This window comes from Acidimicrobiales bacterium (genome assembly GCA_025455885.1).
Lineage (GTDB): Bacteria > Actinomycetota > Acidimicrobiia > Acidimicrobiales > Acidimicrobilacustridaceae > Rhabdothermincola_A.
In genome coordinates this window covers 108,681-133,175 of sequence record JALOLR010000003.1, presented here as the reverse complement: position 1 = coordinate 133,175, position 24,495 = coordinate 108,681, and the positions used below count along the sequence as shown (strand labels likewise).

Genomic DNA, 24,495 nt, shown 5'->3' with positions numbered 1-24,495 from the left:
GAACAGGTGACGTGAGACGGCGTCTCACGGGTTCGGAGGCGGTGGCAACACCAGTTCCCAGTGGTGGGCGGCGGAGCGGGTGGGTGACCCGCCGCTCACCACCGGCAACTGAGGTCGTCCGACCGCCGGGGGTGTCCCCTCCACGATGCCAGGCACCGGGGCGGGAACGGCGGAGGGCGACCGCTGGGGTCGCCCTCCGGGGATGGTGCAGCTAGCGGCGCAAGCCGAGCTTGGCGATGATCGAGCGGTACCGCTCGACGTCGTTCTTCTTGACGTAGTCGAGGAGACGGCGGCGCCGTCCCACCAGCATCAGCAGGCCTCGACGGCTGTGATGGTCCTTCTTGTGCATCTTGAGATGCTCGGTGAGGTGGTCGATGCGGTCCGTGAGGAGCGCGATCTGCACCTCGGGAGAACCGGTGTCGGTCTCGTGGGTGCGATGCTCGGCGATGGTGCCGGCCTTCGGAGGAAGGTTGGCGGGATCCTTGGACAAGTCTTTTCCTCTACGTGTGGGTGTCTGACCCGGCTCCGTGGCTCGCTGTGCGCGTTGCGGGAGGACTCCTGGGAGCCCTCCGGTGCGCGACGCGTCTGGCGTGGCCCGGGGCGGATGCGGACGACCGGGTGGTCGACCGACCCGTCAACCGTACCAGCCACGGCCCGGGAATCCCCAATGGCCGGTCGCACACGCGCCGTCGCCATGCCCGGTGGAGGGCACTGCGTCCGCACCTCGACGGGTCCGGACGCCTCCGGGATCGCGCCGGGCCCCTCGACGGCGGCGTCGACGAGCGCGTCGGACCCCATGGATCGAGGCGAAGCGGAGCGGGCACACGGGGCGCCGTAGTCTCAGCATCCGCCGGGCGGGGGCCCGGCCGACGACAGGGGGAACGGACGATGACCCAGACCACCGGACGGCCCGAACCGGTGCGCCTCGACGACCTGGCGGCCCCGCGGTTCTCGGCCGAGATCACCGAGATGATGGCCGGCGCCGCGGCGATGGGTGAGGCCGTCGAGCTCAACGCCGACGCGCTCATGACCCAGACCGCCGAGCAGGTCGGACTCGACGACTACGGCCCGATGGACTTCGTGGAACGCCTCGAGGTGCTCCTCGGGGCCCTCGACACCGAGGCCGGCCTCTCCCCCATGGGTCGCCTGTCGGCCGCCGCCCAGATGGGCCAACTGCTCACCAACCGGCTGCTGCTGGCCGACCTGCTGGCCCGCCACCCCGAGATCCACGACATCGAGATCGCCCGCCCGATGATCATCGCCGGACTCCCCCGCACCGGGACCACCCACCTCCACAACCTCATCTCGGCCGACCCGGCGCTGCGCTCGCTCCCCTACTGGGAGAGCATGCAACCGGTGCCGTTCCCCGCCGAGGCTGCGCTGGCGAACACGCCCGACGATCCCCGCTTGGCTCGCACCGAGGGCGGCCTGGTGATGCTCGAAGCGGTGATGCCCGAGTTCAAGCGCATGCACGAGATGACCACGTGGCACGTGCACGAGGAGATCCAGATCCTCGCCATCGACTTCTCCACGATGTTGTTCGAGACGATGGCGCCCATGCCGACGTGGCGGGAGTACTACCTCGCCCACGACCAGCGGCCTCACTACGAGTTCATGAAGACCGTGCTGAAGGCCTGCCAGTTCCTGCGCGGCGGCGACCGGTGGATCCTGAAGTCGCCCCAGCACCTCGAGCAGTTCGGCCCTGTCATCGACACGTTCCCCGACGCCACCGTGCTCGTCACCCACCGCGACCCCGTGTCGGTGATGGTGTCGATGGGCACGATGATCGCCTACTCGGCCCGCATGTCGCTCGACCCGATCGACCCGTCCAGGATCGCCAACTACTGGGCCGACCGCCTGGAGACGATGCTCAACGCGGCGATGAACGACCGGGGTCTGCTCCCCGACGCCCAGTCGATGGACGTCCGCTTCGACCAGTTCATGGCCGACGACCTCGGCACCGTGCGCCGCATCTACGAACTGGCCGACCAGCCCATGGACGCCGCCGCCGAGGCCGCCCTCGCCGAGTACGGCGCCACCCACCAACGTGACCGCCACGGCAAGGTCATCTACGACCCCACCCAGCTCGGCCTCGACGTGGCCCGCCGCCGCGCCGACATGCGCGCCTACAGCGAGCGCTTCTCCATCCCCGACGAGCCCTGGTGACTGCGCCGGTCAGGCGAGCGCAGCGAGCAGGTCGCGGGCCTGGTCGACGTCGAGACCCATCTGGGTGACCAGCGCGTCGACGGAGTCGAACTTCAGCTCGGGACGCAGGTACTCGACGAACTGCACCCGCGCGGGCTGGCCGTAGAGGTCGCCGTCGAAGTCGACGAGGTGGGCCTCGAGCAGCGAGGTGTCGGCGAACTCGTAGAAGGTGGGCCGGCGGCCCAGCGAGACGGCGGTCGGCCAGCGGGTGCCGTCGGGGAGCACGTACCAGGCGGCGTAGATGCCGTCGGCGGGCAGGCAGATCGACTCGGGGACGGCGACGTTCGCGGTCCGGTAGCCCAGCTCCCGGGCCCGGCCGTCGCCGTGGGCCACGACCCCCCGCACCTCGTGGTGGCGCCCGAGCATCGTCGTGGCGGCGTCGAGGTCACCGGCGCGCAGAGCGGCCCGCACCCGGGTCGACGACACCGGGTCCTCGGCGGCCTGTCCGTCGACGCCCACCAGGTCGTGGCCGACGACCTCGAAGCCGAGCTCGGCGCCCATCGAGCGCAGCAGTTCGACGTTGCCCGACCGCCGGTGGCCGAAGTGGAAGTCCTCCCCCACCGCCACCGCCGAGGCGTTGAGGCAGCCCACCAGCACGTCGGTCACGAACTCCGCCGCCGGCTCCTTGGAGCGGGCCTCGTCGAAGTGCACGACCAGCGTGTAGTCCACCCCGCACTCGGCCAGCAGCTCCAACTTCTGGTCGAGGTCGGTGAGCAGCAGCGGCGCCGACTCCGGACGCACCACGCTCGCAGGATGGCGGTCGAAGGTGACCACCGCGGTGGCCAGACCCCGGTCGTGGGCCAGCTCGCGCACAGTGGCGATCACGGCCCGGTGGCCGCGGTGCACCCCGTCGTAGGCACCGATCGTGACCGCGGTGCCCTGCGGGGGGCGGGGGCACGAGCTGACGTCGTGGAGGACCTCCATGGCAGGCGAACGCTACCCCTGCACGGCCCGCTCACCGGTGGTCGGACCGGGGCCCTCCACCGGCACCACGACCACCTCGGGTTTCACGGTCCCCTCCCGGTGGGGCCCGTAGACGGCGAGGAGCCGGCCGTCCCCGTCGAGCACCCGCCACGGGCCCTCACCGGCGAAGCGGTCGGTGGCGGACAGGACCTTGCCGTGCCCGACGTCCACCGCCTCGACGTCGTCGACGACCACCGCCGGGTAGTCGCGCAGCGCGTCGGCCGGGGTGAGCAGGCCCTCCGGCGACACCGCCTCGAGAGGGCAGGCGTCGGCGAGCGAGAACGAGCCGATGGCCGTGCGGCGCAGGTCGCGCAGGTGGGCGCCCCCGCCCAGCGCGGCGCCGAGGTCGGCGGCCAGGGTGCGCACGTAGGTTCCCGACGAGCACCGGACCTCGGCCCGGTAGCGCAACGGCTCCCCGGCCACGGGGATGACCTCGAAGCGGTGGACGGTGACCGGCCGGGCCACGCGCTCGACCTCGAGCCCCTCGCGGGCGAGCTCGTGGAGCCGGCGCCCGTCGACCTTGACCGCCGAGACCATGGGCGGCACCTGGAGGATGGCGCCGGTGAGGCCCCCAGCCGCCGCCACCACGGCGTCGGGGCTCACGTCGCCCATCTCGTAGGTGGCCATCACCTCCCCCGAGTCGTCGAGCGTGCTCGTCGCCACCCCGAGCACGATCTCGCAGGTGTAGGTCTTGTCGAGCGCGGTGAGGAAGCGCAGCAGCCGGGTGACCCGACCGACGCCGAGCAGCAGCAGGCCGGTGGCGCCGGGATCGAGGGTCCCGGAGTGACCCACCTTGCGGGTGCCCAACAGCCCCCGGCTCTTGGCCACCACGTCGTGGGAGGTCCACCCCGCCGGCTTGTCGACGACGGCCAGACCGTCGGGCCCGTCGGCGCCACCCCGGCGGCTCACGCCGGCGGGTCGGGGCGCTCGGCGTCGATGCCGTCGCCGGGATCGACGGGCGGCGTCACCGTCGACAGCAGCTCCTCGATCCGGGCGCCCTGGCGCACGGCGAGGTCCGGGCTGAAGGTGAGCTCGGGGGTGCGCTTGATCCGGGCCTGCCGGGCGATCGCCCCCTTCAGACGCCAGCGGTTCTCCTCGAGCGCCTCGAGGATCTCGGCGTCACCCTCCTCACCCTGCAGGGAGTCGTAGAACACGATCGCCGTGCGCAGGTCGCCGTCGACGTCGACGGCGGTGACGGTGAGCAGGTCGAGGCGCTCGTCGTCGAGGGCGGCCAGCTCCTCGGCCAGGATCTCGCGGAGCAGCTCGTTGAGGCGGGCCGTGCGCGGGTACTGGCGGGCTCCGCTGCGCTTGCTTCGTTGGCTCATCGGTCCACCTCCGTCCAGTGGCGGTCGGTGCCGACCACCTCGATCTCCGGGAACGACCAGACGAACCGCTCGACGGCGTCGAGCACCTCGGCGCACTGGCCGGGGCTCCCGCTGACCACCGAGAACCCCAGCTCGGCCCGCTGGTGCTCGTCGGCGAACCCGGTCTCCGCGGCGCTCACCCCGAACCGGCGCCTCGAGCCTTCGACGAGCGACCGGACCACCGACCGCTTGGCCTTGAGGGAGTCGGCGTCGGGGATCCGCAGGTCGACGGCCAAGGCCAGGACGTGCAGTGCCACGACGTTCAGGGTACCGCCGCCGGGGACCCTGACCCCGGGCCGGCGGATCAGGCCCTGGGGATCTCCCGGTCCTCGTAGGTCTCGATGACGTCGCCGCCCTTCAGGTCCTGGAAGTCGGTGAGGCCGATGCCGCACTCGAATCCGCTGGCCACCTCGCGCACGTCGTCCTTGAACCGCCGCAGCGAGGCGATGGCGCCCTTCCAGATGACGGTGCCGTCACGCAGGAACCGCACCTTCGAGCCCCTGGTGATGACCCCGTTGGTGACGTAGCAGCCGGCGATGGCGCCGACCCTCGGGACCCGGAAGATCTCGCGGACCTCGGCCTCGCCGGTCACCACCTCCTCGAACTCCGGCTGGAGCAGGCCCAGCATGGCGTTCTCGATGTCCTCGAGCACCTGGTAGATGATCTCGTAGGTCCGGATCTCGACGTTCTCCTCGTCGGCCATCTCCCGGGCCTTGCGGTCCGGTCGGACGTTGAAGCCGATGATCGTGGCGTTCGAGGCCGCGGCGAGCTGGATGTCGGACTGGGTGATGCCGCCCACCTCGCGATGGACGAAGGAGAGCTTCACGTCGTCGCGCTCGAGCTTCTTCAGGCTCTCGGTGAGCGCCTCGAGCGACCCGTTCACGTCGGCCTTGACGATGAGGTTCAGCGTGGCCGTCTCGCCCGACTGGATCTGCTGAAAGATGTCCTCGAGCTTGGCGCCACCGCTCATGGCGTGGGCCTCGCGGCCGATCGAGGCGACCCTGATCCAGTGCTCGCGGGTGGACGCGACCTTGCTGGCCGTCTTCTCGTCGGGGGCGACCACGAAGCGGTCGCCGGACACCGCGACCTCCGAGAGGCCGAGCACCTGCACCGGCGCCGACGGTCCGGCCTCCTTCACCTGGTTGCCCTTGTCGTCGATGAGGGCACGAACCCGACCCCATGCCGCACCGGCGACCATGGGGTCGCCCACGCGGAGCGTGCCGCGCTGCACCAACACGGTGGCGACCGGACCCCGACCGATGTCGAGGTTGGACTCGAGCACCACCCCGCGGGCCCGACCCTCGTCGGTGGCGCGGAGGTCCTCGAGCTCGGAGAGGACGACCAGGTTCTCGAGGAGGTCGTCGATGCCGAGGTTCTGGAGGGCCGACACCTCGACCATCACCGTGTCGCCGCCCCACGCCTCGGGCACCAGCTCGTGCTCGGAGAGCTGCTGCATGACCCGGTTGGGGTCGGCGTTCTCGCGGTCGATCTTGTTGATGGCCACCACGATCGGGACGTCGGCGGCCTTGGCGTGGTTGAGGGCCTCGACGGTCTGGGGCATGACGCCGTCGTCGGCGGCCACCACCAGCACCACGATGTCGGTGGCCTCGGCGCCACGGGCCCGCATGGCGGTGAACGCCTCGTGGCCGGGGGTGTCGAGGAACGTGATCTCGTGACCGTCCTTGGCCACCTGGTAGGCACCGATGTGCTGGGTGATGCCGCCGGCCTCGCCGGCCACCACGTTGGCGTTGCGGATCTGGTCGAGCAGCTTGGTCTTGCCGTGGTCGACGTGGCCCATCACGGTGATCACCGGGGGGCGCACCGGCCAGGCCTCGTAGGTCTCGTCGTCGACGTCGTCGTCGACGAGCAGGAGCTTCTGGAGCTCGACCTCCTGCTCCTCACCCGGGTTCACGAGTCGGATCTCGGCGCCGACCTCTGCCGCGAACAGCTCGATCATGTCGTCGTTGAGCGACTGGGTGGCCGTGACCATCTCGCCCTGTTGCATGAGGAAGCGCACCACGTCGGCCGCGGTGCGGTTCAGCTTCGGGCCGAGCTCCTGGGGCGTCGACGCCCGCTCGACGACGATCTCGCCGATCGGGACCGGGGCCTCGCGGGGCGTGTAGCTCGGGGCGTCGATGGGCTGGAGCTCGTCGCGGTTGCGGCGACGACGCCCCTTGCGACGGGGGGGTCGGCGCTGGCCGGGACCACCGGGACGGCCGCCACCGGGACCACCGGGACGACCGCCGGGTCCACCACCCGGGCCGCCACCGGGCCCGCCGCCGGGACGCGGGCCCATGCCGCCCCCACCGGGACGCGGTCCACCGCCGCCCATCGGTCGACCGGCGCCACCCGAGGGCGGGCGACCCGGACCACCGGGACGGCCGGTCGGACCGGCGGGGGCACGACGGGCCCCCGGCGGCGGCGGGATGGGCTTGCCGGTCGCCGAGGTCGGCGGACGCCCGGGAGGCGGAGGGATGGGCTTGCCCGAGGTGGACACCGGGGGACGCGGCGGCGCCCCGGGGGGCGCGCCCGGACCACCGGCGGCCGGAGCCTGCGGAGGGCGCGGCGTCGTGGGTCGGTCGATCGGCGGCACCGACGGCGCGGCGGCCGCCGGGCGCTCGATCGGCGCTGGTGCGGGAGGTGCCACCTCCTCGCGGCGCGGCGGCGGATGGGCCGCACCGCCCGAGGCGATCACCCGCTACGGGGGGGCGGGAGGCGCCGGCGGGGTCACCTCCGCGGGGGACTCCGGGGCGGGGGCCGGCGCGACCTCGGGGGCCGGCGTCGAGGTCTCGGCCTCCACCGGGGCAGCGGCCTCGGCGGCAGGCGGCGGCTCGGCGGCCTTCTTCGCAGCCGCCTTCTTGGCCGGCTTCTTGGCCGAGGGCTCCTCGGGCTGCTCGTCGCGGATCAGGCCCTCGCGCTCGGCCTTGCGACGGACACGGTCGGCCTGGGCCTCGACGACGCTGGAGGAGTGGCTCTTCACGCCGATGCCGAGCGCGACGCAGAGGTCGAGCGTCTCCTTGTTGGTGAGCCCGAGCTCACGGGCCAGCTCGTAGACGCGGATGTTTCCTGGCAACCTCGACCTCAGTCCTTGCAGCAATGACGACGAACCGACCGGAACGTCGTGCACGGCGCTCAGCGGCGCCGAGCGGCCATCCATTGTCGCGCACGGCGACCGGCGAGCACGAACGACCGCCGGTGCCGCCGGGCGCGTGGCGCCCCGAAAGGCGCTCAGACGACGCTATCGGCCTCGGGCGGGGCTTCCTCGGCGGGAGCGTCGGTCGCGACTGCGCCGTCGGGGCTCGCCGCGTCGGACTCGCCCGACACCTCGGCGGCGGGCTCGGTCCCGGCGGCACCGGTCTCCACCGCCGCAGCCTCGGCCTCGGCCTCGGCGACGGACTGCTGGGCGTAGGCCTCGGCGGAGAGCGATTCGCCGCCCTCGGCGGACTGCCACACCTGCTCGCCGGTCTCGGGGTCGACGACCCACTCGCCCTCGGCCCAGTCCTGGTTGGCGTAGGCCTCCTCCTCGGCGAGCTGGGTCTCGCTCTTGATGTCGACGCGCCACCCCGTGAGCCGGGCGGCGAGGCGGGCGTTCTGGCCCTCCTTGCCGATGGCCAGCGAGAGCTGGTAGTCGGGCACGATCACCTCGGCGGTCCCGGTGTCCTCGTGGATCCGGACCTCCTTGACCTTGGCGGGCGACAGCGCCTTCATCACGAAGTCGGGGGAGTCGTCGGAGAAGGGGACGATGTCGATCTTCTCGCCCCGCAGCTCGTTGACGACCATGCGGACCCGGGCGCCGCGGGCCCCCACGCAGGCCCCCACCGGGTCGACGTTGGCGTCGTTCGACCACACGGCGATCTTGGTGCGGGCGCCGGGCTCGCGGGCGCACGCCTTGATCTCGACGACGCCGTCGGCGATCTCGGGCACCTCGAGCTCGAAGAGGCGCTTGATGAGCCCCGGATGGGTGCGGCTGGTGACGATCTGCGGGCCCTTGGCCGTCTTGCGGACCTCGACGATGTAGGCCTTGACCCGGCTGCCCGGCTCGGGACGCTCGTAGGGCACCTGCTCGGCCTGGGGCATGAGCGCCTCCACCCGACCCAGGTCGAGCAGCGTGTAGCGGGCGTCGGTCTGTTGGATGATGCCGGTGACGATGTCGCCCTCGCGCCCCGCGTACTCCTCGTACTTCATCTCCCGCTCGGCCTCACGGATGCGCTGGCCCATCACCTGCTTGGCGGTCTGGGCGGCGATGCGCCCGAAGTCGTCCGGGGTGACGTCGAGCTCGGGCCCGATCGGCTCGCCCTCCTCATCGAGCTCCTGGGCCATCACCCGGATCTCGGCGGTGTCGGGGTCGATGGTGACCCAGGCGTACTCCTGGGCATCGGGCATGCGCTTGTAGGCGGACTCGAGCGCGTCGGCGAGCGCACCGAACAGCGTGTCGACGGAGATGCCCTTGTCGGCGGCGAGCGCCTGGAGGGCATCCATCAGGTCGGGGTTGTTCATGTCGACGGGTCCTTCGTTCCTCGGGGATCGGTGGGTGGCGCGTCGGTCGCGCCAGTGGTCGGGACGGCGGCACTCCGGCGACGGCCCTGGTCGGACCGGCCGCCGGCACCCGGCTTCGGGGCCGGGCCCCACTCGAAGACGGACCGGGCCTTCTCGACGTCGTCGTAGGCCAGCTCCAGGCGGGCCCCGACGGGCTCGTCGAGGGCCAGTTCGAAGCTCGTCGGACCGGCGGCGAGCACGGTGCCGGTGACGCGCCGGACGCCCTCGTGGCCCGGCACGGTCTTCACGGCGACCTTCTTGCCGACGGCCCACTCGTAGTGGCGGGGGGTGCGCAGCGCCCGCTCGAGGCCGGGGCTCGACACCTCGAGCGTGTAGCTCCCGGCGATGGGGTCGTCCTCGTCGAGGGCCCGCGAGAGCGCCCGGGTGACCGCGGCGATGGCGGTCATGTCGACACCACCGGGGCGGTCGATGCACACCCGCAGCACGGGGCCGGCCTGCTCGAGGTCGAAGAGCTCGACGCCCTCGGACGCCACCACGGGCTCGACGACGCGACGCACACGTTCGGCGACGCTCATCTCCTCGACCTCCTCTCCGGACCGGGCAGACCGGACGGACCCGGCCCTGAATGTGACGAAGGCGTGGGCCGGAGCCCACGCCTTCGGTCGAACTGCGATCGAATGCAGGTCAGGAGTATACCGGTCCTCGGACGCCGAGCACCCCGAGCCCGGAGCACGAGAGGCGGGTCGACGTCAGGGACCCCCGCTCGAGGGGGTGGCGTTCCGCCCGGCCGCCCCCGCTCCGGATCAGTAGGAGCGGGCGACGACGGCGAGGGCGTCGGGGTCGTCGTCGGACTGCGGGAGACCGCCGTCGGGCATCACCAGGCAGCGCACGGTGACGCTCTCGGCGGCCAGCTCGGCCTCCCCGTCGGTCCCGAGGGTCGCCCACGGGATGCGGGCCCACCCGGTGGCGGCCGCCTCGGCGGCGTCGGCGATGGTGGTGACGTCGGCCGTGCGGGCGTCGCGGCGCTCGGTGGCCTCGGCGAGCAGCGCCGCCTGCCCCTCGGTGAGCGCCGTCTCGACGGTCGCCACGATGCCGGCGAGCCCCACGGGCTCCTTGCCCCCGGTGATGCGGCGAGCCATGGTGACCACGCCCTCGGTCAGGTCACGGGGGCCGAGCTCGAGGCGCAGCGGCACACCCTTCAACTCCCAGTCGGTGGCCCGGCGGCCCATCGACGTCTCGACCCGCACGTCGAGCTCGACCCGCACCCCTGCCGCGGTCAGCTCCTCGGCCAGAGCGCGGCACCGCTCGACGACGGCGTCGTCGTCGCGCACGGCGATCACCACGACCTGGACCGGGGCGAGCACCGGTGGGACCCGCAGGCCGGCGTCGTCGCCGTGGCCCATGATCAGTCCGCCCACCATGCGGGTGGACACCCCCCACGAGGTGGTCCAGGCCAGCTGCTGGGTGCCCTCGGCGTCGAGGTACCGGATGTCGAAGGCCTTGGCGAAGTTCTGCCCCAGCTCGTGGCTGGTGCCCATCTGCAGCGCCTTGCCGTCGCCCATCATGGCCTCGCAGGTCATGGTGTTCACGGCCCCCGCGAACCGCTCCCTGGGGGTCTTGCGGCCCACCACCACCGGCAGGGCCAGGACGTCACGCATGAAGCCGGCATAGACGTCGTGCAGGATCCGCTCGGCGTAGACGCGACCGCCCTCACGATCGGCGTGGGCGGTGTGGCCCTCCTGCCAGAGGAACTCGCTGGTCCGCAGGAACACCCGGGGCCGCAGCTCCCAGCGCACCACGTTGGCCCACTGGTTCAGCAGCAGGGGCAGGTCGCGGTAGCTCTGCACCCACTTGGCCATGAACTCGCCGATGACCGTCTCCGAGGTGGGCCGCACCACGACCGGTTCCTCGAGCTCCTTGCCCCCGGCGTGGGTGACCACGGCCAGCTCGGGGCTGAAGCCCTCGACGTGCTCGGCCTCGCGGGTCAGGTAGCTCTCGGGGATGAACAGCGGGAAGTACGCGTTCCTGGCCCCCGCCGCCTTGATGCGACGGTCCACCTCGGCCTGCATCTGCTCCCAGATGGCGTAGCCGTACGGGCGGATCACCATGGTGCCGCGCACCGGCCCGTTGTCGGCCATCTCCGCCTTGGCGACGACGTCCTGGTACCAGCGGGGGAAGTCCTCCGCCTGAGGGGTGAGCACGGGGGGCTTGGCCATAGGAGCCGATGCTACGGCCGACCGCCGGGGGGGGGCTCGCCCCTCCGCGAGTTCCTCGACTGGGTCGATCATCACAAGTAGCATTCCGGTTTCGCAGGTCCGCCCCGGTCCCGACAACAGGAGATGACCTCATGCGCCGACGTGCCCCTCTCCTCGCCGCCGCAGTGCTCCTCGTCTCCGTGCCTGCCCTCGCCGGCACCGCGAGCGCCGAAGCAACGCTGTCCTTCGATGGCGACCCTGCGCCGGGAGCCGAGATCGAGGTGTCCGGCTCCCGATGCAACGGCTTCGACGGCGACGGGGGCGGTGTCATTGGTGGAGACGTGTCGATCGAGGTCACAGGCGGCGACCCACTCGCCGTCATCGGCACTTCCAACTTCACCACCGAGGACGAACCGGGGCCGTGGCAGGTCCTCGTCGAGCTGTCACCTGACGCCCAGCCGGGCGAGACGTACACCATCAAGGCCACCTGCTCCACCCTGGACAACGGTGACCCCCTGTTCTTCGAGTACCCGGACGTGACCTTCGTCATGGGAGGGACGGTCGTTCCCCCGACGCCGACGCCGACACCGGACACGACACCGGGCACGAACCCGCCGACCGCCGGCGCCGCGGCGGCGGTGGCCGGCCAACCCCGCTTCACCGGCTGACAGGTGAACCGAAGTCGGTGAGGGTCCTCCGCCCTGCGGGGTGAGCACGGGAGGCTCGGCCATGGGCCGCCGATGCTGGGACCCGCCGGGCGAACGCCTCTCCACGACTTGCCCGATCGCCTCGAACCACCACGCCCAGCACTCCGACATCCCCGATCCTGATCCGAACAGGAGATCCTCTGATGCGTCGCCGTGCCCTCGTCGCCACCGCTCTGCTGCTCGCCACCGTGCCGATCGTCACGGGCACGGCGGCTGCCGGCGCGCCACCCCCCCTCGAGCTCTCCGGCGACCCTGCACCCGGGGGCTCGATCACCGTCATCGGCCTGGCCTGCATCGGCTTCGACGAGGAGGGCAATGACACGACGGGAACCGTCGAGATCGTCGTGAGCGGGGGCGAGCCGTCTGCCGTGGTGGGCTCCGAGGAGCTGATGTCGACCATCGAGGGCGACTGGACGGCGGATGTCTCGCTGTCGCCGGATGCCCAGCCCGGCGCCACCTACGTCGTCGAGGCCACCTGCACCGCACAGACCGGGGACCTCGTCACCGTCTCCGACTACGCGCCGGTCACCTTCGTGATGGGCGGGGCGGCGCTGCCGACCACGCCAGATGCGGGGCCCACCCCCCCAGAGGACGGACCCGCCTCGGCCGTGGTGGCCGGACCTCGGTTCACCGGCTGACCCCCGCCGGCGAAGATCTTCCGGGCTGAACCAGATGCCCGGCCGGGGTCGTCCCTCAGGTGGCGTCGAGCTTGCGGATGACCTCGATGCGCTCGCCGGCGTGGTTGGCGTCGTCGCCCTGCTCGTCGAGCAGCGACGCACGGTCGGCCTCGGCCTCCGCGGCGGCGGTGTCGTCCTTGCGGCGCAGCGCCTCCTCGACCCCGCCGTCGGCGATGACCTGGGCCCACTCGACGAGCGCCTCGACCATCGACGACTCGGGCACCACCTTCACCACCTGGCCCTTCACGAAGAGGTGGCCCCGCTTGCGGCCCGCGGCGATGCCCAGGTCGGCTTCCCGGGCCTCCCCCGGACCGTTGACGACGCAGCCCATGACGGCCACCTGGATGGGTATCTCGAGGCCGTCGAGGGCCTTCTGGGCCTGCTCGGCCACCTCGATCACGTCGACCTCGGCACGGCCGCACGACGGGCAGGCGATCAGGTCGAGGCCCCGGCGCTCGCGCAACCCCAGGCTCTCCAGCAGCCACCGCCCGGCCCGGGCCTCCTCGACGGGATCGGCGGTGAGGGAGTAGCGGATCGTGTCGCCGATGCCCTCGGCGAGCAGGGTGGCGATGCCGGCGGTGGCCTTCACCAGGCCGGCCGGCGGCGGGCCCGCCTCGGTGACGCCGAGGTGCAACGGGTGGTCGACGGTGTCGGCCAGGAGGCGGTAGGCGTCGATCATCAGCGCCACGTTCGAGGCCTTGACCGAGATCTTGATGTCGGTGAAGCCCACCTCGTCGAAGTAGGCGATCTCACGCAACGCCGACTCGACCATCGCCTCGGCGGTCACCCGCCCGCCGTACTTGTCGTAGAGCTCGGGATCGAGCGAACCGCCGTTGACCCCGATGCGGATGGGCAGGCCCCGGTCACGGGCCTCGGCGGCCACGGCCTTGATGTGCTCGGGCCGACGGATGTTGCCCGGGTTCAGGCGCAGGCCGTGCACCCCCGCCTCCATGGCCTCGAGGGCCCGCCGGTACCGGTGGTGGATGTCGGCGATGATCGGGATGGGCGAGCGGGGGACGATCTGGGCCAGGCCCTCGGCGGCTTCCACCTCGTTGCAGGTGCACCGGACGATGTCGCACCCCGCCCCGGCGAGGGCGTAGATCTGCTGGAGCGTGCCCTCGACGTCGGCGGTCTTGGTGGTCGTCATCGACTGCACCGTGATCGGAGCGTCACCACCCACGGCCACCTTGCCGACCCGGATCTGGCGGGTCGGGCGGCGCGGGTAGCGGCTCTGAGGGGCGAGGCGGGTCACGGCTGGAACGGGTTCTGGGCCGGGTTCACGATGTCGAGGTACATCGACGACAGGCCGAGCCCGACCATGAGGAACACCACCGCGTAGGTGATGGGCATCAGCCGCGCCATGTTGACCCGGTAGGGCCGGTGCGCGATCCGCGACCGGATGCCCTCGTAGATCGCCACGGCGGCATGGCCGCCGTCGAAGGGCAGCAACGGCACCAGGTTGATGAGCCCCAGGAAGATGTTCACCGTGATGAGCAGGTAGAGGAACGTGACCGCCCCGGCGGCGTCGGCGGCCTGCGACCCGAGCCGGATCACACCGAGGATCGACAGGACCCGATCCTCCTCGGCGGCGCTCGACGAGGCGGAGCTGGTCACCGGGGCGTCGGGGTCGAGCGGTGTCACCCCGGTCGGAGCACTCGGGACCGAGGACCCCTCGTCGGCCGTGAACAGCTCGGCGTAGCGGCTGAGCCCGTCGGGCGAGAAGAAGCGCCCGAGGCCCTGGACCGACATGACCGTGACCTCGCCGAAGGTGCGCACCGCCTCACCGGTGGCCGACACGACGTCCTCGCGGACCCTCGGGGTCTCCGGACCGATGCCGAGGAAGCCCCGGGCACCGTCGTCGGGCATGTCCACGGGACCGGTGATCGTGGCGGTGTACAGGAAGCCGTCGCGGTCGAAGGTCACGACGACCGGTCCGGCGGCGGCACCCAGGGCAGCCACCGTCTCGGGGTAGTCGGCGACGGCCACGTCGCCCACCGCGGTGACCCGGTCACCCGACTCGAGCCCCGGGAGGGGGGCGGCGCCGGTGGCGTCGAGCTCCCAGCCCACCGGAGCGGTGAGGGTGATCCGCTCGCCGTCGCGTTCGACGACGAGGTCGACCTCGGACCCGGCCACGGGGCGGACCTGGTCGGCGAAGTCGGCGAACTCGGCGACCGGCGACCCGGCGAACTCGACGAGGCGGTCGCCGGGCAGCACGCCGGCCGACTCGGCCGCCGACCCCTCGAGAACCCGGCTCACCTCCCACTGGTCGGGACGGGGGGTGCCGAAGCCGGCGAACACCACGACGAGGAGCACCAGGCCGATCAGCAGGTTCATGGCCGGACCGGCCAGCACCACCGGGAGGCGCTTGGCGAACGGCTTGTTGCGGTACGTGCGGGCCTCGTCGGCGGGGTCGACCTCCTCGAGGGTGTGCATCCCGATGATGCGCACGTACGCCCCGGCGGGGATGACCTTGAGCCCGTACTCGGTCTCACCCCTGCGGAACGACCAGATGCGGGGACCGAACCCGATGAAGAACTCGGTGACCTTCATGCCGGCCCACTTGGCCACCAGGAAGTGGCCCATCTCGTGCAGGAACACCGAGATGACGATGGCCACGACCATCAACAGGACCGGCCAGCCGGCGAACAGCCCCAGGGCGACCACCGCCGCCACGAGCAGGGCGAGCCGCACCCGCTGGTCGGCGAAGGGCGACGGCCGGGGAACGACCGGCTCGGCGCGGTCGCCGGGGTCACGGGTGTCGCCGGGGTCGGGTCCTGCCGGCGGTGGGACCGGCGGCACCGCGGCACCCACCGTCGGCCAGGGACGGTCGTCGCCGGACGGGGCGGTGGGACCGGGAGGGCGGAGGGTGTCGCTCACGAGGGGGCTCCGGGGGGATCGAACGAGGCGAGCAGATCGGTGGCCACCCGGCGGGCCTCGGCGTCGGCGGCGACGACCGACCCGGCGTCGGTGGCCGGGGCGCCGTCGTGACGGTCGAGGGCGGCGGCGACGAGGGCGGCGATGTCGGCCCAGCGGATGCGCCCGGCGAGGAAGGCGTCGACGGCGACCTCGTTGGCGGCGCTCAGCCAGGCCGGGGCGGTGCCCCCCACCCGGCCGGCGGCGTAGGCCAGGCCGAGGCAGCGGAAGGCGTCGGCGTCCGGCGGTTCGAAGTCGAGCCGGCCGAGCGTCGTCCAGTCGATGCGACCGAACGGCGTGGCGATGCGGTCCGGCCAGGCCAGCGCGTACCCGATCGGCAGGCGCATGTCCGGGTTGGACAGCTGGGCGATCGTGGAGGCGTCGGTGAACTCGACCATGGAGTGGACCACGGACTGGGGGTGCACGACGACGTCGATCTGGTCGAAGCCGAGGCCGACACCGTCGTCGCCGGCGGGGGCGCCGAACAGCTCGTGGGCCTCGATCACCTCGAGGCCCTTGTTCATGAGCGTGGAGGAGTCCACCGTGATCTTCGGTCCCATCGACCAGGTCGGATGGGCGAGGGCCTCGTCGACGGTGACCTCGGCCAACTCGGCGGCCGAGCGGCCCCGGAACGGGCCCCCGCTGGCGGTGAGCAACAGCCGGGCGACCCGGGCCGGGTTGTCGTTGGCCCGCAGGCACTGGTGGAGGGCGCCGTGCTCGCTGTCGATGGGCACCAGCTCGGCACCCGGGGTGCGCCGGGCCCTCTGCACCACCGGGCCGGCCGCGATGAGCGACTCCTTGTTCGCCAGGGCGAGGCGTCGCCCGGCGTGCAGGGCGGCCAGGGTCACGTCGAGCCCGGCGAAGCCGACCACGCCGTTGACGACCACGTCGGCGTCCTCGGCCAGGCTGGCCATGGCGTCGGGTCCCCCCCGCACCTCGCACTCCGGGAGCGCGGCAGCGACGGCTCCGGCCGCGGCCGCGTCGGCGACGGCCACCACCTTGGGCCGCACGGCTCGCGCCTGGGCCACCAGCACCTCGGGGTGCCGGCCGGAGGCACCGAGGCCGGAGAGCTCGAATCGGTCAGGTTCGGCGGCCACCACGTCGAGGGTCTGCGTGCCGATCGAACCGGTGGAACCGGCCAGCGCAACCCGCGTGGCAGTCATGGGACGAGCCTACCGACGCGCTGCGACGGAATCGCCTCGGGGAACGATCGCCCCGCCGGCGGACGGCGGGGCGGCGGCGCGCCCCGACTCAGCCCGCGAAGCCGAAATAGCGGGTCACGTAGTAGGCCGTCGGCAACACGAACAACAGCCCGTCGAAGCGATCGAGCACCCCGCCGTGCTGGGGGATGAGCGCCCCCATGTCCTTCAGCCCGAGGTCGCGCTTCAACAACGACTCCCCCAGGTCGCCGAGCGGCGACACGAGCGCCGCGACCAGGGCGAACACCAGGGCCTGCCCGGCGCTGAACGGGCCGAAGCCGAGGATCACGGCGACCACGAACACCGCCAGCAGCGTGGCCACGACCCCGCCGAGGAGCCCCTCGACGGTCTTGTTCGGCGAGGTCGGGGTGAGCGGCGTGCGCCCGATCGACCGACCCACGAAGAACCCCCCGACGTCGGCGGCCACCGCCGCCACCACGGTGAGCAACAGGATGGACACGCCCTCGACGGGGATGTCGAGGATGAGCGCCGCGAACGAACCCAGGACCCCGACCCACACGATGCCGAGCAGCGTGACGCCGAGGTTGGCCGTCGGCCGGGCCTTGCCCCCCACCCCGAGGATGAACCACAGCACGCCGACGACGAGGGAGAGGAACATCACGAGCGGCACTGCGGCCTCGCCCCGCCAGTAGGCGGCCACGGGCAGGATCGCCACCGCCACGAGTCCGAGGAGGGTGGCCGGCCGGAACCCGCCACGTTGGAGGGCGGCGAAGTACTCGGCGCCGGCCAGGGCCACCACCACGGTGACGAGCACCATCGCCGCCGCCGGCCCGACGGCGAAGGCCACCAGCGCCACCACGGCGATCACCAGCCCGGCCACGACCGCCTGGGGCACGTTGCGCGCCGCGCCGTCCCCACCGTCGTCGCTCGGCGGGACGGGACGCCGCGACCGGGGCGCGGCCGGGTCGGCGGCGGGATCGACCGGCCCGGGATGGGTGGACGGCAGACGCGAGGCGCGGGGAGCGGCGGCGCGCCCACGGCGCTCCCCGGGAGCCTCGGGCAACGGGGGCGGCGGCGGAGGGGGCGCGGTCGGCTGGCGCCCGCTGAGGTCGATCGGCCCCCCCGGGGCGGACGCCTCCGAAGGTGGGGTCGAACGCCGACGCGATCGGGAGGCCGCCACCGGCGGCCCGGCGCCCAGGTCGACGTCGTCGAAGTTCAGATAGGCGTCGTCGCTGGCCCGCGGCGCCGTGTCGAGCGCTCCGGCGGCCGTCGCCTCGTCGTCGACCTCGGCGAGGTCGGCGAGCAGGTCACCGTGGTCGGAGGTGTCGTGCTCGTCACGCCACCGGGTGGCCCCGGCGGCGTAGGAGCTCCACCGGGCCTCCTCGTCGTCGCCCCCGGGAACCTCGTCGCCGATCACGACGAGCGGGACCTGCCCGGTGGGGGGCTCCGTCCAGTGCGGGAGCAGCGCCTCGCCGGTGCCCGGCCCGAGGTCGAGCACGGGCTGGTCGTCACCGAGGATCACGCGGGTCACGTCCGCCGGCTCGGCGGGCGGGGGGGCCTCGGGCGTCGGGGTGACCGAGCCCTCCGCCACCTGGCGTTCGACGGGGGCCACCCGGGGCCGCTCGAACCCCTCGGGATCGCTCGCGTCGGGCAGCGGGAAGCGGATCGTGGGGCGGACGTCGTCGGGGGGCGCCGGGGGCCGGTCGCCGTACTTCGGTTCGTCGGAACGCCGCCGTTTCGCGACCCCTCCCCGCTCGGCCACCTTGTCGACCTCGTCGGCGGCGATCAGGCGGACGCCCTCACTCGCCTCGGGCGGCGCCGCCGGCGCATCGCCGTCGTCCACGGGGGTCTCGTCGTCGGGAGTCATCAGTCCTCCAACAGCTCGCGTTCCTTGAGCGCCAACGCCGTGTCGATCTCGGCCTCCTGGGCGTGGATGAGCTTGTCGAGCTCCTTCTCGGCCCGCATCAGCTCGTCACTCGAGAGGTCGCCGTCCTTCTCCAGCGCCTCGAGCTCGTGGCGGGTCTGGCGACGCACCTGGCGAAGCGAGACCTTGCCCTCCTCGGCCATGTGCTTCACGACCTTCACCAGCTCCTTGCGCCGGTCCTGGGTGAGCGGCGGGAACGACAGGCGGATGGCGTTGCCGTCGTTGCTGGGGTTGAGCCCGAGATCGGAGTTCTGGATGGCCTTCTCGATGGCCCCCATGGCCCCCTTGTCGAAGGGCGTGATGATGAGCTGGCGGGCCTCGGGAACCGAGAACCCGGCGAGCTGTTGCATCGGGACCTCGGAGCCGTAGTAGTCGACGAGGATCCGCTCGACGAGGGCCGGGGCGGCGCGCCCGGTTCGGATCGAGGCGAACTCCGACCGCGCGTGCACGACGGCCTTGGCCATCTTCTCGGCGCTCTCGGCCAGCGCCAGATCGGCCATCTCGCTACTCATCGCAGAACTGCTCTCCTCGGCTTCGTCGGGCCTCACCGCGTCCGGTGCGCGGGGGTGGGCGGAGATCGACACCGGTCTTCTCGCACCCCACGCTCCGACGCTACCCCGTCGGGCCACCGCCGAGGGGGGGCCGGCCGCGGCGCGGGCGGACCTCAGCGGACCTCAGCGGACCAGGGTGCCCACCGAGCGACCCTCGAGGAGGGCCCGGACGTTGCCCTCGCCGTTGAGGTCGAACATCACGATGGGCAGGTCGTTGTCCATGCAGAGGGTGATGGCGGTGGAGTCCATCGCCTTGAGGCCCTGGTTCAGGACCTCCAGGTAGGAGACCTCGTCGAGGCGGGTGGCGTCGGGGTTGGTGCGGGGATCGTCGGTGTACATGCCGTCGGTCCCGGAGTGGGTGCCCTTCAACAGCACACCGGCCTCGATCTCCACGGCCCGCAGTGCGGCGGTGGTGTCGGTCGTGAAGAACGGGTTGCCCGTCCCCCCGGCGAAGATCACCACCCGCCCCTTCTCGAGGTGGCGGACGGCACGACGGCGGATGTACGGCTCGGCCACCTGGGCCATGTGGATCGCGGACTGCACCCGGGTCGGCTGGCCGAGCTGCTCGAGGGTGTCCTGCAGGGCCAGGGCGTTGATGACCGTGGCCAGCATGCCCATGTAGTCGGCCTGGGCACGGTCCATGCCCGCGCCGGCCCCCGACATGCCCCTCCAGATGTTGCCACCACCGACGACGATGGCGATCTCGACGTCGATGTCACGACGGACCTCGACGATCTCCTTCGCGATCCGCTGGACGACCGCCCCGTCGATGCCGTAGCCCGCCTCGCCGGCGAACGCCTCGCCCGACACCTTGAGCAGCACCCGCGACCAGCGCGCCGTGGCGCCTCCGGCGGATCCCTGCTCCGACATCAGGCGCCGATGAAGACCTGGGCGAAGCGGACGAGCGTGGCGTCGCCCAGGTACTGGGCGATGGTCTGCTTGTCGTCGCGGACGAACCCCTGCTCGAGGAGCACCTGGTCCTTGTACCAGGCGTTGAGCCGGCCCTCCACGATCTTCGGCCAGGCCTGCTCGGGCTTGCCCTCGGCCTTCGTGATGTCGAGCAGCGCCTGGCGCTCCTTCTCGACGGCGTCGGCGGGCACCTCGTCGCGGGTGAGGTACGGCGGCTTGGAGAAGGCGATGTGGACGGCGACGTCGTGGGCCAGCTCACGGCTGCCCCCGGCCATCTCGACGAGCACGGCGTTCACGCCCCGTCCGTCCTGGATGTGGAGGTAGGAGTCGAGCACGTTGCCGTCGGCGGCGTCGAAGCGCACGACCGACCCGAGCTCGATGTTCTCCTTCTTGGCGATCTTGAGGCTGTCGAGGTCGCCCTCGAGCTCGCCCAGCGCGTCGACGCCCTTGGCCACGACGAGGTCGGCCATCTCCTGGACGAGCGACGTGAAGTCGTCGGCCTTGGCCGAGAAGTCGGTCTCGCTCTTCAGCTCGACGATGGCGCCGACCGGGCCGTCGACGACGACGGCGACCGAGCCCTGGCTGTTGTCGCGGTCCTCGAGCTTGGCCACCTTGGCCATGCCCTTCTCCCGCAGCCACTGGGCGGCGGCCTCCATCTCCCCGTCGTTCTCCTGGAGGGCCTTCTTGGCATCCATCATCCCGGCGCCGGTGGCGTCACGCAGCGCCTTGACGTCCTTGGCGGTGAACTCGGCCATCTCTCAGGACTCCTGGGGGGTGTCGGTCTCGGCGGCGATCTCGTCGGCGGTGACGGCGGCGGCGTCGTCGAGCAGGTTCTCGGCGGTCTCGGGGCTGAGCCCGGCGCCGGTGGGCTCGTCGGCGGCCAGCGCCTCGGTCTCCACGGCCGACTGGGCCGGTTCGGCCTTCTCGGCGGCGATGCGGGCCTCACGCTGCTGCGCGGCCTGGGCGGCCTGCCGGCGGGCCTCGGCCTGCGCCGCCTCGTGCGCGGCCTCCTCCTCGGGGGTGCGTTCGGCGGCCACCGGGGTGGCGGTCGCCCCACCACCGGAGCGCGAGGCGATGAAGCGGCCCTCCTCGACGGCGTCGGCGATCACTCGGGCCATGAGGTTGGCCGAACGGATGGCGTCGTCGTTGCCGGGGATGACGAACTGGATGATGTCGGGGTCGCAGTTGGTGTCGACGACCGCCACGATCGGGAGGCCGAGCTTGTTGGCCTCGGTGACGGCGATGTCCTCCTTCTTCGTGTCGAGCACGAAGATGGCGTCGGGCAGCCGCTCCATGTTGCGGATGCCGCCGAGGTTGCGCTCGAGCTTCTCGAGCTCCCGGCTGATGAGGAGGGCTTCCTTCTTCGGCATCGCCTCGAACTCACCGGAGTCCCGCATGCGCTGGTACTCCTTCATCTTCGCGACCCGCTTCGAGATGGTCTGGAAGTTGGTGAGCATGCCGCCGAGCCAGCGCTCGTTGACGTAGGGCATGCCGCACTTCTCGGCGTAGGACTGCACCGGGTCCTGGGCCTGCTTCTTGGTGCCCACGAACAAGATGGTGCCGCCGCCGGCGACGAGGTCGCGGACGAAGCTGTAGGAGGTCTCGATGCGCCCCAACGTCTGCTGGAGGTCGATGATGTAGATGCCGTTGCGCTCGCCGTGGATGAAGCGCTTCATCTTCGGGTTCCAACGACGGGTCTGGTGACCGAAGTGGACGCCGGCCTCGAGCAGCTGGCGCATGGTGACGACGGGGGCCATGGTTGTCTCCTCCAACGGTTGGGCGGATCGAGCTCCGCCCGCGCCCCGAAACGAGGCGACCGTTGGTCGGCGGACCCGAGAGTGTCGTGTGAGGGGCGACCGGCTCCTCGTCGGGGTCGGGCACGACGCCGGACCGGACGGTGAGTCTACGGAGGTCGGCCCCGCCCGGCCAACCCGACCCGGCGGCTCAGGGCCCGACGGCGTCGGCCACGGCCGTCCCGCCCGCCGCCGCCGCCGCTGCGGCGCTCTCGAGGACCACGACGGCCCCCGAGCCCACGCCGTCGGCGAGCACGTCGACCGGTGACTCGCACCCCGGCGCCAAACCGGCCACGGCGAGCCCGATCTCACGCTCGGCGGCCGGGTCGGACGTGAGCGCTCCATGGGCATCGGTGAGCCCGGGATCGACGACGACCACGCGCGCCGCCGCGTCCCCGGTCTGGGGAGCGGGGACCGTCAGGTCCCACCGGGCGCCGATGGAGGTGAACCGCACCTGGTCGGGCAACGGCTGGTCGACCCGGCCCGAGAGCCCCTCAGCCCCCCGCCGGAGCTGTCCCGCGGCCGGTGCGGACGGATCGAGGTCGCCCAGCCCGAAGCGGTCCGACACCTCGTCGAGCACCACCCGACCGCGCTCGCTGGCCTCGAGCTCGGCGACGACGTCGGCCAACGGGGCGCCCCGGTGGGGCGAGCCGAGCGTGACCAAGTTCTCCACCGTGGCGGGGAGGGCGCCGCGCTCGGCCGCGCCGGCGATGGCCGCCCGTGAGACGACCCCGCCCTGGGAGTGGGCGATCACGTCGATCGGGACGCCGGGGGCCCGCGCCGCGACCTCCGTGAGCAGCGCGGCGAGGCGGGCCGCCGACTCCTCGATGGCCTGCTGGGAGTCCGGGGCACCGAACTCCCGCACCGCCAGCCCGTCGAGCCCCGGCGCCCCGGGCCGGTGCGCGACCCGGGCATCGGGCGACCGTCCGCCCGCATAGGAGAACCGCACCACGTCGGCGGTCTCGTAGCCGAGACGATCCGTCGGGATCTCCCAGGCGGAGTTGCCCCCGCTGCCCGTGCCCAACCCGCTCACGACCACCGCCACCCGCCGACCGTCGTGAGGCGGCACCGCCGTCGACCCCGGCGTGCACTCCCGCCACGCCCGCCACGCCAACCCCAGGACGTCGGCCCCGGCCAGCGAGTCGACCGTCGCCGACGCCGCCGAGGCCCACGCGTCGACGGCCCAGGTGGTGGCGGCGACGCCGTTCGAGGTGAGGACCGACAGCAGGCTGCGTCGCTCGACGAGCGGATCGGCTCCCTCGGCGGTGCCGGGGACGAGCACCGCGTCGGGTACGAGCTCGCCGGCGAGGAGGAGTACCGGGTCGAGGTAGCGCCCGTCGGGGTCGCGCACCCCGAAGTGGATCGGCCCGCCGGCGACGCCGACGGGCTGCCCCTGGCGGACCCTGGCCCCGGTGGCGACGGTGACCTCGGCCAAGAACGAGTAGCTGGTGCGCAGGCCGTCACCGTGGCGGACGGTGACGTGGAGTGCCCCGCCCACCGGTCCGGCGAACTCGACCACCCCCTCGGCGGCGGCCAGCACCGGCGTGCCGGGCGCCGGCGCGTAGTCGATGCCCCGGTTGCCGGCCATCCACGGCTGAGCGGGCAGGTCGAAGGGCGAGACGACGGGACCGTCGACCGGGGGCCGATAGACGGGCCGGTCGGCTCCCGCCGACGCCGGCGGAAGAGGCCCGGCCGCGCCGAGCGCGACGAGTACGGCAACGACGACGAGAGCGCCGACGACGGCGCGGAGCGTGCGGGGCACGGGCCCCTCCCCGGGTGCGCAGGTTCACGGGGGGAAGGAGGGGCCGCCGCGACGGCGAGCGACGTCGGGGCGGTGGGTCCGCCGACGCCGGGGGGTCAGACCGGTTCGCGCTCGGTGGCCTGGATCCGGGAGCGCAGCTGGAGCACGGCCTTGGTGTGGATCTGGCACACACGGCTCTCGGTGACGCCGAGCACCCGACCGATCTCGGCCAGGGTGAGACCCTCGTAGTAGTAGAGGGTGAGCACGAGCTTCTCGCGCTCGGGCATGCCGTTGACGGCGTCGGCGAGGATCTGCTTCATCTCGACGACCTCGAACGCGTCGACGGGGCCCTCGCCGCTGTCGGCGACGGTGTCGCCGAGGGTCATCGACTCACCCCGCTCGCCCCCGCCCATGACCTCGTCGAGCGCGGCCAGGCCGATGAACGAGATCTGGGAGAGCGTGGTCTGGAGCTGGTCGTCGGTCAGGTCGAGCTCGACGGCGATCTCGGCCTCGGTCGGGCTGCGACGCAACTCGTTCTCGAGCTTCGCGTAGGCCTGCTCGAGGGCACGGGCCTTGGCCCGGACCGACCGGGGCACCCAGTCGATGGAGCGCAGCTCGTCGAGGATCGCCCCCCGGATGCGGGAGATGGCGTAGGTCTCGAACTTGAAGCCCCGCTCGAGGTCGAACTTCTCGATCGCGTCGATGAGGCCGAACATGCCGTAGCTGACGAGGTCGCCCTGCTCGACGTTCTGGGGCAGGCCCACGGCCACTCGGCTGGCCACGTACTTGACGAGCGGCGAGTAGACCAGGATCAGGCGATCACGGTCCGACTTCTGCCCGGACGCCTTGTAGGCGGTCCAGAGGCGCTGTGTCTGGGCTGCTTGTTCGTCGTCCAC

At 72.4% G+C, this 24,495-nt stretch carries 22 protein-coding genes and 1 pseudogene; 3 read left to right on the top strand and 20 right to left on the bottom strand.

Annotated features, from left to right (window positions below; translation table 11 throughout):
- Positions 1-211: 211 nt before the first annotated feature.
- Positions 212-448 (bottom strand): 30S ribosomal protein S15, encoded by a 237-nt coding sequence (rpsO, locus tag MUE36_03680; protein ID MCU0310026.1) that lies wholly within the window; start codon positions 446-448, stop codon positions 212-214.
- A gap of 440 nt (positions 449-888) precedes the next feature.
- Here rpsO and MUE36_03675 point away from each other — a divergent pair, with 440 nt between their 5' ends.
- A complete protein-coding gene (locus tag MUE36_03675) occupies positions 889-2,166 on the top strand; it encodes a sulfotransferase (protein ID MCU0310025.1) in 1,278 nt (425 codons plus the stop codon).
- A gap of 9 nt (positions 2,167-2,175) precedes the next feature.
- Here MUE36_03675 and MUE36_03670 read toward each other — a convergent pair whose 3' ends face one another.
- The 9 genes and pseudogenes from MUE36_03670 to proS all read right to left on the bottom strand — a co-directional run bounded on the left by MUE36_03670 (position 2,176) and on the right by proS (position 11,167).
- Positions 2,176-3,129 (bottom strand): bifunctional riboflavin kinase/FAD synthetase, encoded by a 954-nt coding sequence (locus tag MUE36_03670; protein MCU0310024.1) that lies wholly within the window; start codon positions 3,127-3,129, stop codon positions 2,176-2,178.
- Positions 3,130-3,141: 12 nt separating this feature from the next.
- Positions 3,142-4,077: a tRNA pseudouridine(55) synthase TruB gene (truB, locus tag MUE36_03665; GenBank protein ID MCU0310023.1), complete on the bottom strand. Its 936-nt coding sequence runs from the start codon at positions 4,075-4,077 to the stop codon at positions 3,142-3,144.
- The gene (gene rbfA / locus MUE36_03660) at positions 4,074-4,493 is read right to left on the bottom strand and encodes a 30S ribosome-binding factor RbfA (protein ID MCU0310022.1); all 420 of its coding nucleotides are present in this window, start codon (positions 4,491-4,493) and stop codon (positions 4,074-4,076) included. The genes truB and rbfA overlap by 4 nt, the downstream gene beginning before the upstream one ends.
- Positions 4,490-4,789, bottom strand: a complete 300-nt coding sequence (locus tag MUE36_03655; GenBank protein ID MCU0310021.1) for a DUF503 domain-containing protein — start codon at positions 4,787-4,789, stop codon at positions 4,490-4,492. Before MUE36_03655 ends, rbfA begins: the two co-directional genes overlap by 4 nt.
- A gap of 47 nt (positions 4,790-4,836) precedes the next feature.
- Positions 4,837-6,828 (bottom strand): translation initiation factor IF-2, encoded by a 1,992-nt coding sequence (gene infB, locus MUE36_03650; GenBank protein MCU0310020.1) that lies wholly within the window; start codon positions 6,826-6,828, stop codon positions 4,837-4,839.
- Between the two features lie 402 nt (positions 6,829-7,230).
- Positions 7,231-7,605: a translation initiation factor IF-2 N-terminal domain-containing protein gene (locus MUE36_03645; GenBank protein ID MCU0310019.1), complete on the bottom strand. Its 375-nt coding sequence runs from the start codon at positions 7,603-7,605 to the stop codon at positions 7,231-7,233.
- Between the two features lie 155 nt (positions 7,606-7,760).
- On the bottom strand, positions 7,761-9,029 hold the full coding sequence (gene nusA, locus MUE36_03640; protein MCU0310018.1) for a transcription termination factor NusA: 1,269 nt from the start codon (positions 9,027-9,029) through the stop codon (positions 7,761-7,763).
- Entirely contained in the window at positions 9,026-9,604 is a 579-nt protein-coding gene (locus MUE36_03635; GenBank protein MCU0310017.1) for a ribosome maturation factor RimP, read from the bottom strand. Before MUE36_03635 ends, nusA begins: the two co-directional genes overlap by 4 nt.
- Positions 9,605-10,060: 456 nt before the next feature.
- Positions 10,061-11,167 (bottom strand): annotated as a pseudogene (proS, locus tag MUE36_03630) (proline--tRNA ligase).
- A 209-nt stretch (positions 11,168-11,376) separates the two neighbouring features.
- On the opposite strand from proS, the gene MUE36_03625 reads away from it, so the two are divergent.
- Together MUE36_03625 and MUE36_03620 are read left to right on the top strand one after the other, a co-directional pair.
- Complete coding sequence (locus MUE36_03625; protein ID MCU0310016.1) at positions 11,377-11,892, top strand: hypothetical protein; 516 nt, start codon at positions 11,377-11,379, stop codon at positions 11,890-11,892.
- Positions 11,893-12,074: 182 nt separating this feature from the next.
- A complete protein-coding gene (locus MUE36_03620; protein ID MCU0310015.1) occupies positions 12,075-12,569 on the top strand; it encodes a hypothetical protein in 495 nt (164 codons plus the stop codon).
- 55 nt (positions 12,570-12,624) lie between these two features.
- On the opposite strand, the gene ispG is transcribed toward MUE36_03620, so the two are convergent.
- The 10 genes from ispG to whiG all read right to left on the bottom strand — a co-directional run bounded on the left by ispG (position 12,625) and on the right by whiG (position 24,495).
- A complete protein-coding gene (gene ispG / locus MUE36_03615; GenBank protein ID MCU0310014.1) occupies positions 12,625-13,860 on the bottom strand; it encodes a flavodoxin-dependent (E)-4-hydroxy-3-methylbut-2-enyl-diphosphate synthase in 1,236 nt (411 codons plus the stop codon).
- A complete protein-coding gene (locus MUE36_03610) occupies positions 13,857-15,485 on the bottom strand; it encodes a site-2 protease family protein (GenBank protein MCU0310013.1) in 1,629 nt (542 codons plus the stop codon). Before MUE36_03610 ends, ispG begins: the two co-directional genes overlap by 4 nt.
- Entirely contained in the window at positions 15,482-16,684 is a 1,203-nt protein-coding gene (gene dxr / locus MUE36_03605; protein MCU0310012.1) for a 1-deoxy-D-xylulose-5-phosphate reductoisomerase, read from the bottom strand. The genes MUE36_03610 and dxr overlap by 4 nt, the downstream gene beginning before the upstream one ends.
- Before the next feature lie 88 nt (positions 16,685-16,772).
- Positions 16,773-18,548, bottom strand: a complete 1,776-nt coding sequence (locus tag MUE36_03600) for a phosphatidate cytidylyltransferase (GenBank protein ID MCU0310011.1) — start codon at positions 18,546-18,548, stop codon at positions 16,773-16,775.
- Positions 18,548-19,117 (bottom strand): ribosome recycling factor, encoded by a 570-nt coding sequence (gene frr, locus MUE36_03595; GenBank protein MCU0310010.1) that lies wholly within the window; start codon positions 19,115-19,117, stop codon positions 18,548-18,550. The genes MUE36_03600 and frr overlap by 1 nt, the downstream gene beginning before the upstream one ends.
- Before the next feature lie 162 nt (positions 19,118-19,279).
- Entirely contained in the window at positions 19,280-20,026 is a 747-nt protein-coding gene (pyrH, locus tag MUE36_03590; GenBank protein ID MCU0310009.1) for a UMP kinase, read from the bottom strand.
- Positions 20,026-20,820 (bottom strand): translation elongation factor Ts, encoded by a 795-nt coding sequence (tsf, locus tag MUE36_03585; GenBank protein MCU0310008.1) that lies wholly within the window; start codon positions 20,818-20,820, stop codon positions 20,026-20,028. Before tsf ends, pyrH begins: the two co-directional genes overlap by 1 nt.
- Before the next feature lie 3 nt (positions 20,821-20,823).
- On the bottom strand, positions 20,824-21,822 hold the full coding sequence (gene rpsB / locus MUE36_03580) for a 30S ribosomal protein S2 (protein MCU0310007.1): 999 nt from the start codon (positions 21,820-21,822) through the stop codon (positions 20,824-20,826).
- 187 nt (positions 21,823-22,009) lie between these two features.
- Positions 22,010-23,620 (bottom strand): peptidoglycan DD-metalloendopeptidase family protein, encoded by a 1,611-nt coding sequence (locus MUE36_03575; protein MCU0310006.1) that lies wholly within the window; start codon positions 23,618-23,620, stop codon positions 22,010-22,012.
- Between the two features lie 95 nt (positions 23,621-23,715).
- Complete coding sequence (whiG, locus tag MUE36_03570) at positions 23,716-24,495, bottom strand: RNA polymerase sigma factor WhiG (GenBank protein ID MCU0310005.1); 780 nt, start codon at positions 24,493-24,495, stop codon at positions 23,716-23,718.

Coding starts and splice junctions, on each gene's coding strand:
- rpsB (MCU0310007.1), bottom strand. CDS start 21,822: ATGGCCCCCGTCGTCACCATGCGCCAGCTGCTCGAGGCCGGCGTCCAC.
- rbfA (MCU0310022.1), bottom strand. CDS start 4,493: ATGAGCCAACGAAGCAAGCGCAGCGGAGCCCGCCAGTACCCGCGCACG.
- dxr (MCU0310012.1), bottom strand. CDS start 16,684: ATGACTGCCACGCGGGTTGCGCTGGCCGGTTCCACCGGTTCGATCGGC.
- MUE36_03600 (MCU0310011.1), bottom strand. CDS start 18,548: ATGACTCCCGACGACGAGACCCCCGTGGACGACGGCGATGCGCCGGCG.
- MUE36_03675 (MCU0310025.1), top strand. CDS start 889: ATGACCCAGACCACCGGACGGCCCGAACCGGTGCGCCTCGACGACCTG.
- nusA (MCU0310018.1), bottom strand. CDS start 9,029: ATGAACAACCCCGACCTGATGGATGCCCTCCAGGCGCTCGCCGCCGAC.
- MUE36_03635 (MCU0310017.1), bottom strand. CDS start 9,604: ATGAGCGTCGCCGAACGTGTGCGTCGCGTCGTCGAGCCCGTGGTGGCG.
- MUE36_03670 (MCU0310024.1), bottom strand. CDS start 3,129: ATGGAGGTCCTCCACGACGTCAGCTCGTGCCCCCGCCCCCCGCAGGGC.
- frr (MCU0310010.1), bottom strand. CDS start 19,117: ATGAGTAGCGAGATGGCCGATCTGGCGCTGGCCGAGAGCGCCGAGAAG.
- pyrH (MCU0310009.1), bottom strand. CDS start 20,026: ATGTCGGAGCAGGGATCCGCCGGAGGCGCCACGGCGCGCTGGTCGCGG.
- MUE36_03620 (MCU0310015.1), top strand. CDS start 12,075: ATGCGTCGCCGTGCCCTCGTCGCCACCGCTCTGCTGCTCGCCACCGTG.
- tsf (MCU0310008.1), bottom strand. CDS start 20,820: ATGGCCGAGTTCACCGCCAAGGACGTCAAGGCGCTGCGTGACGCCACC.
- infB (MCU0310020.1), bottom strand. CDS start 6,828: ATGGGCCCGCGTCCCGGCGGCGGGCCCGGTGGCGGCCCGGGTGGTGGA.
- MUE36_03625 (MCU0310016.1), top strand. CDS start 11,377: ATGCGCCGACGTGCCCCTCTCCTCGCCGCCGCAGTGCTCCTCGTCTCC.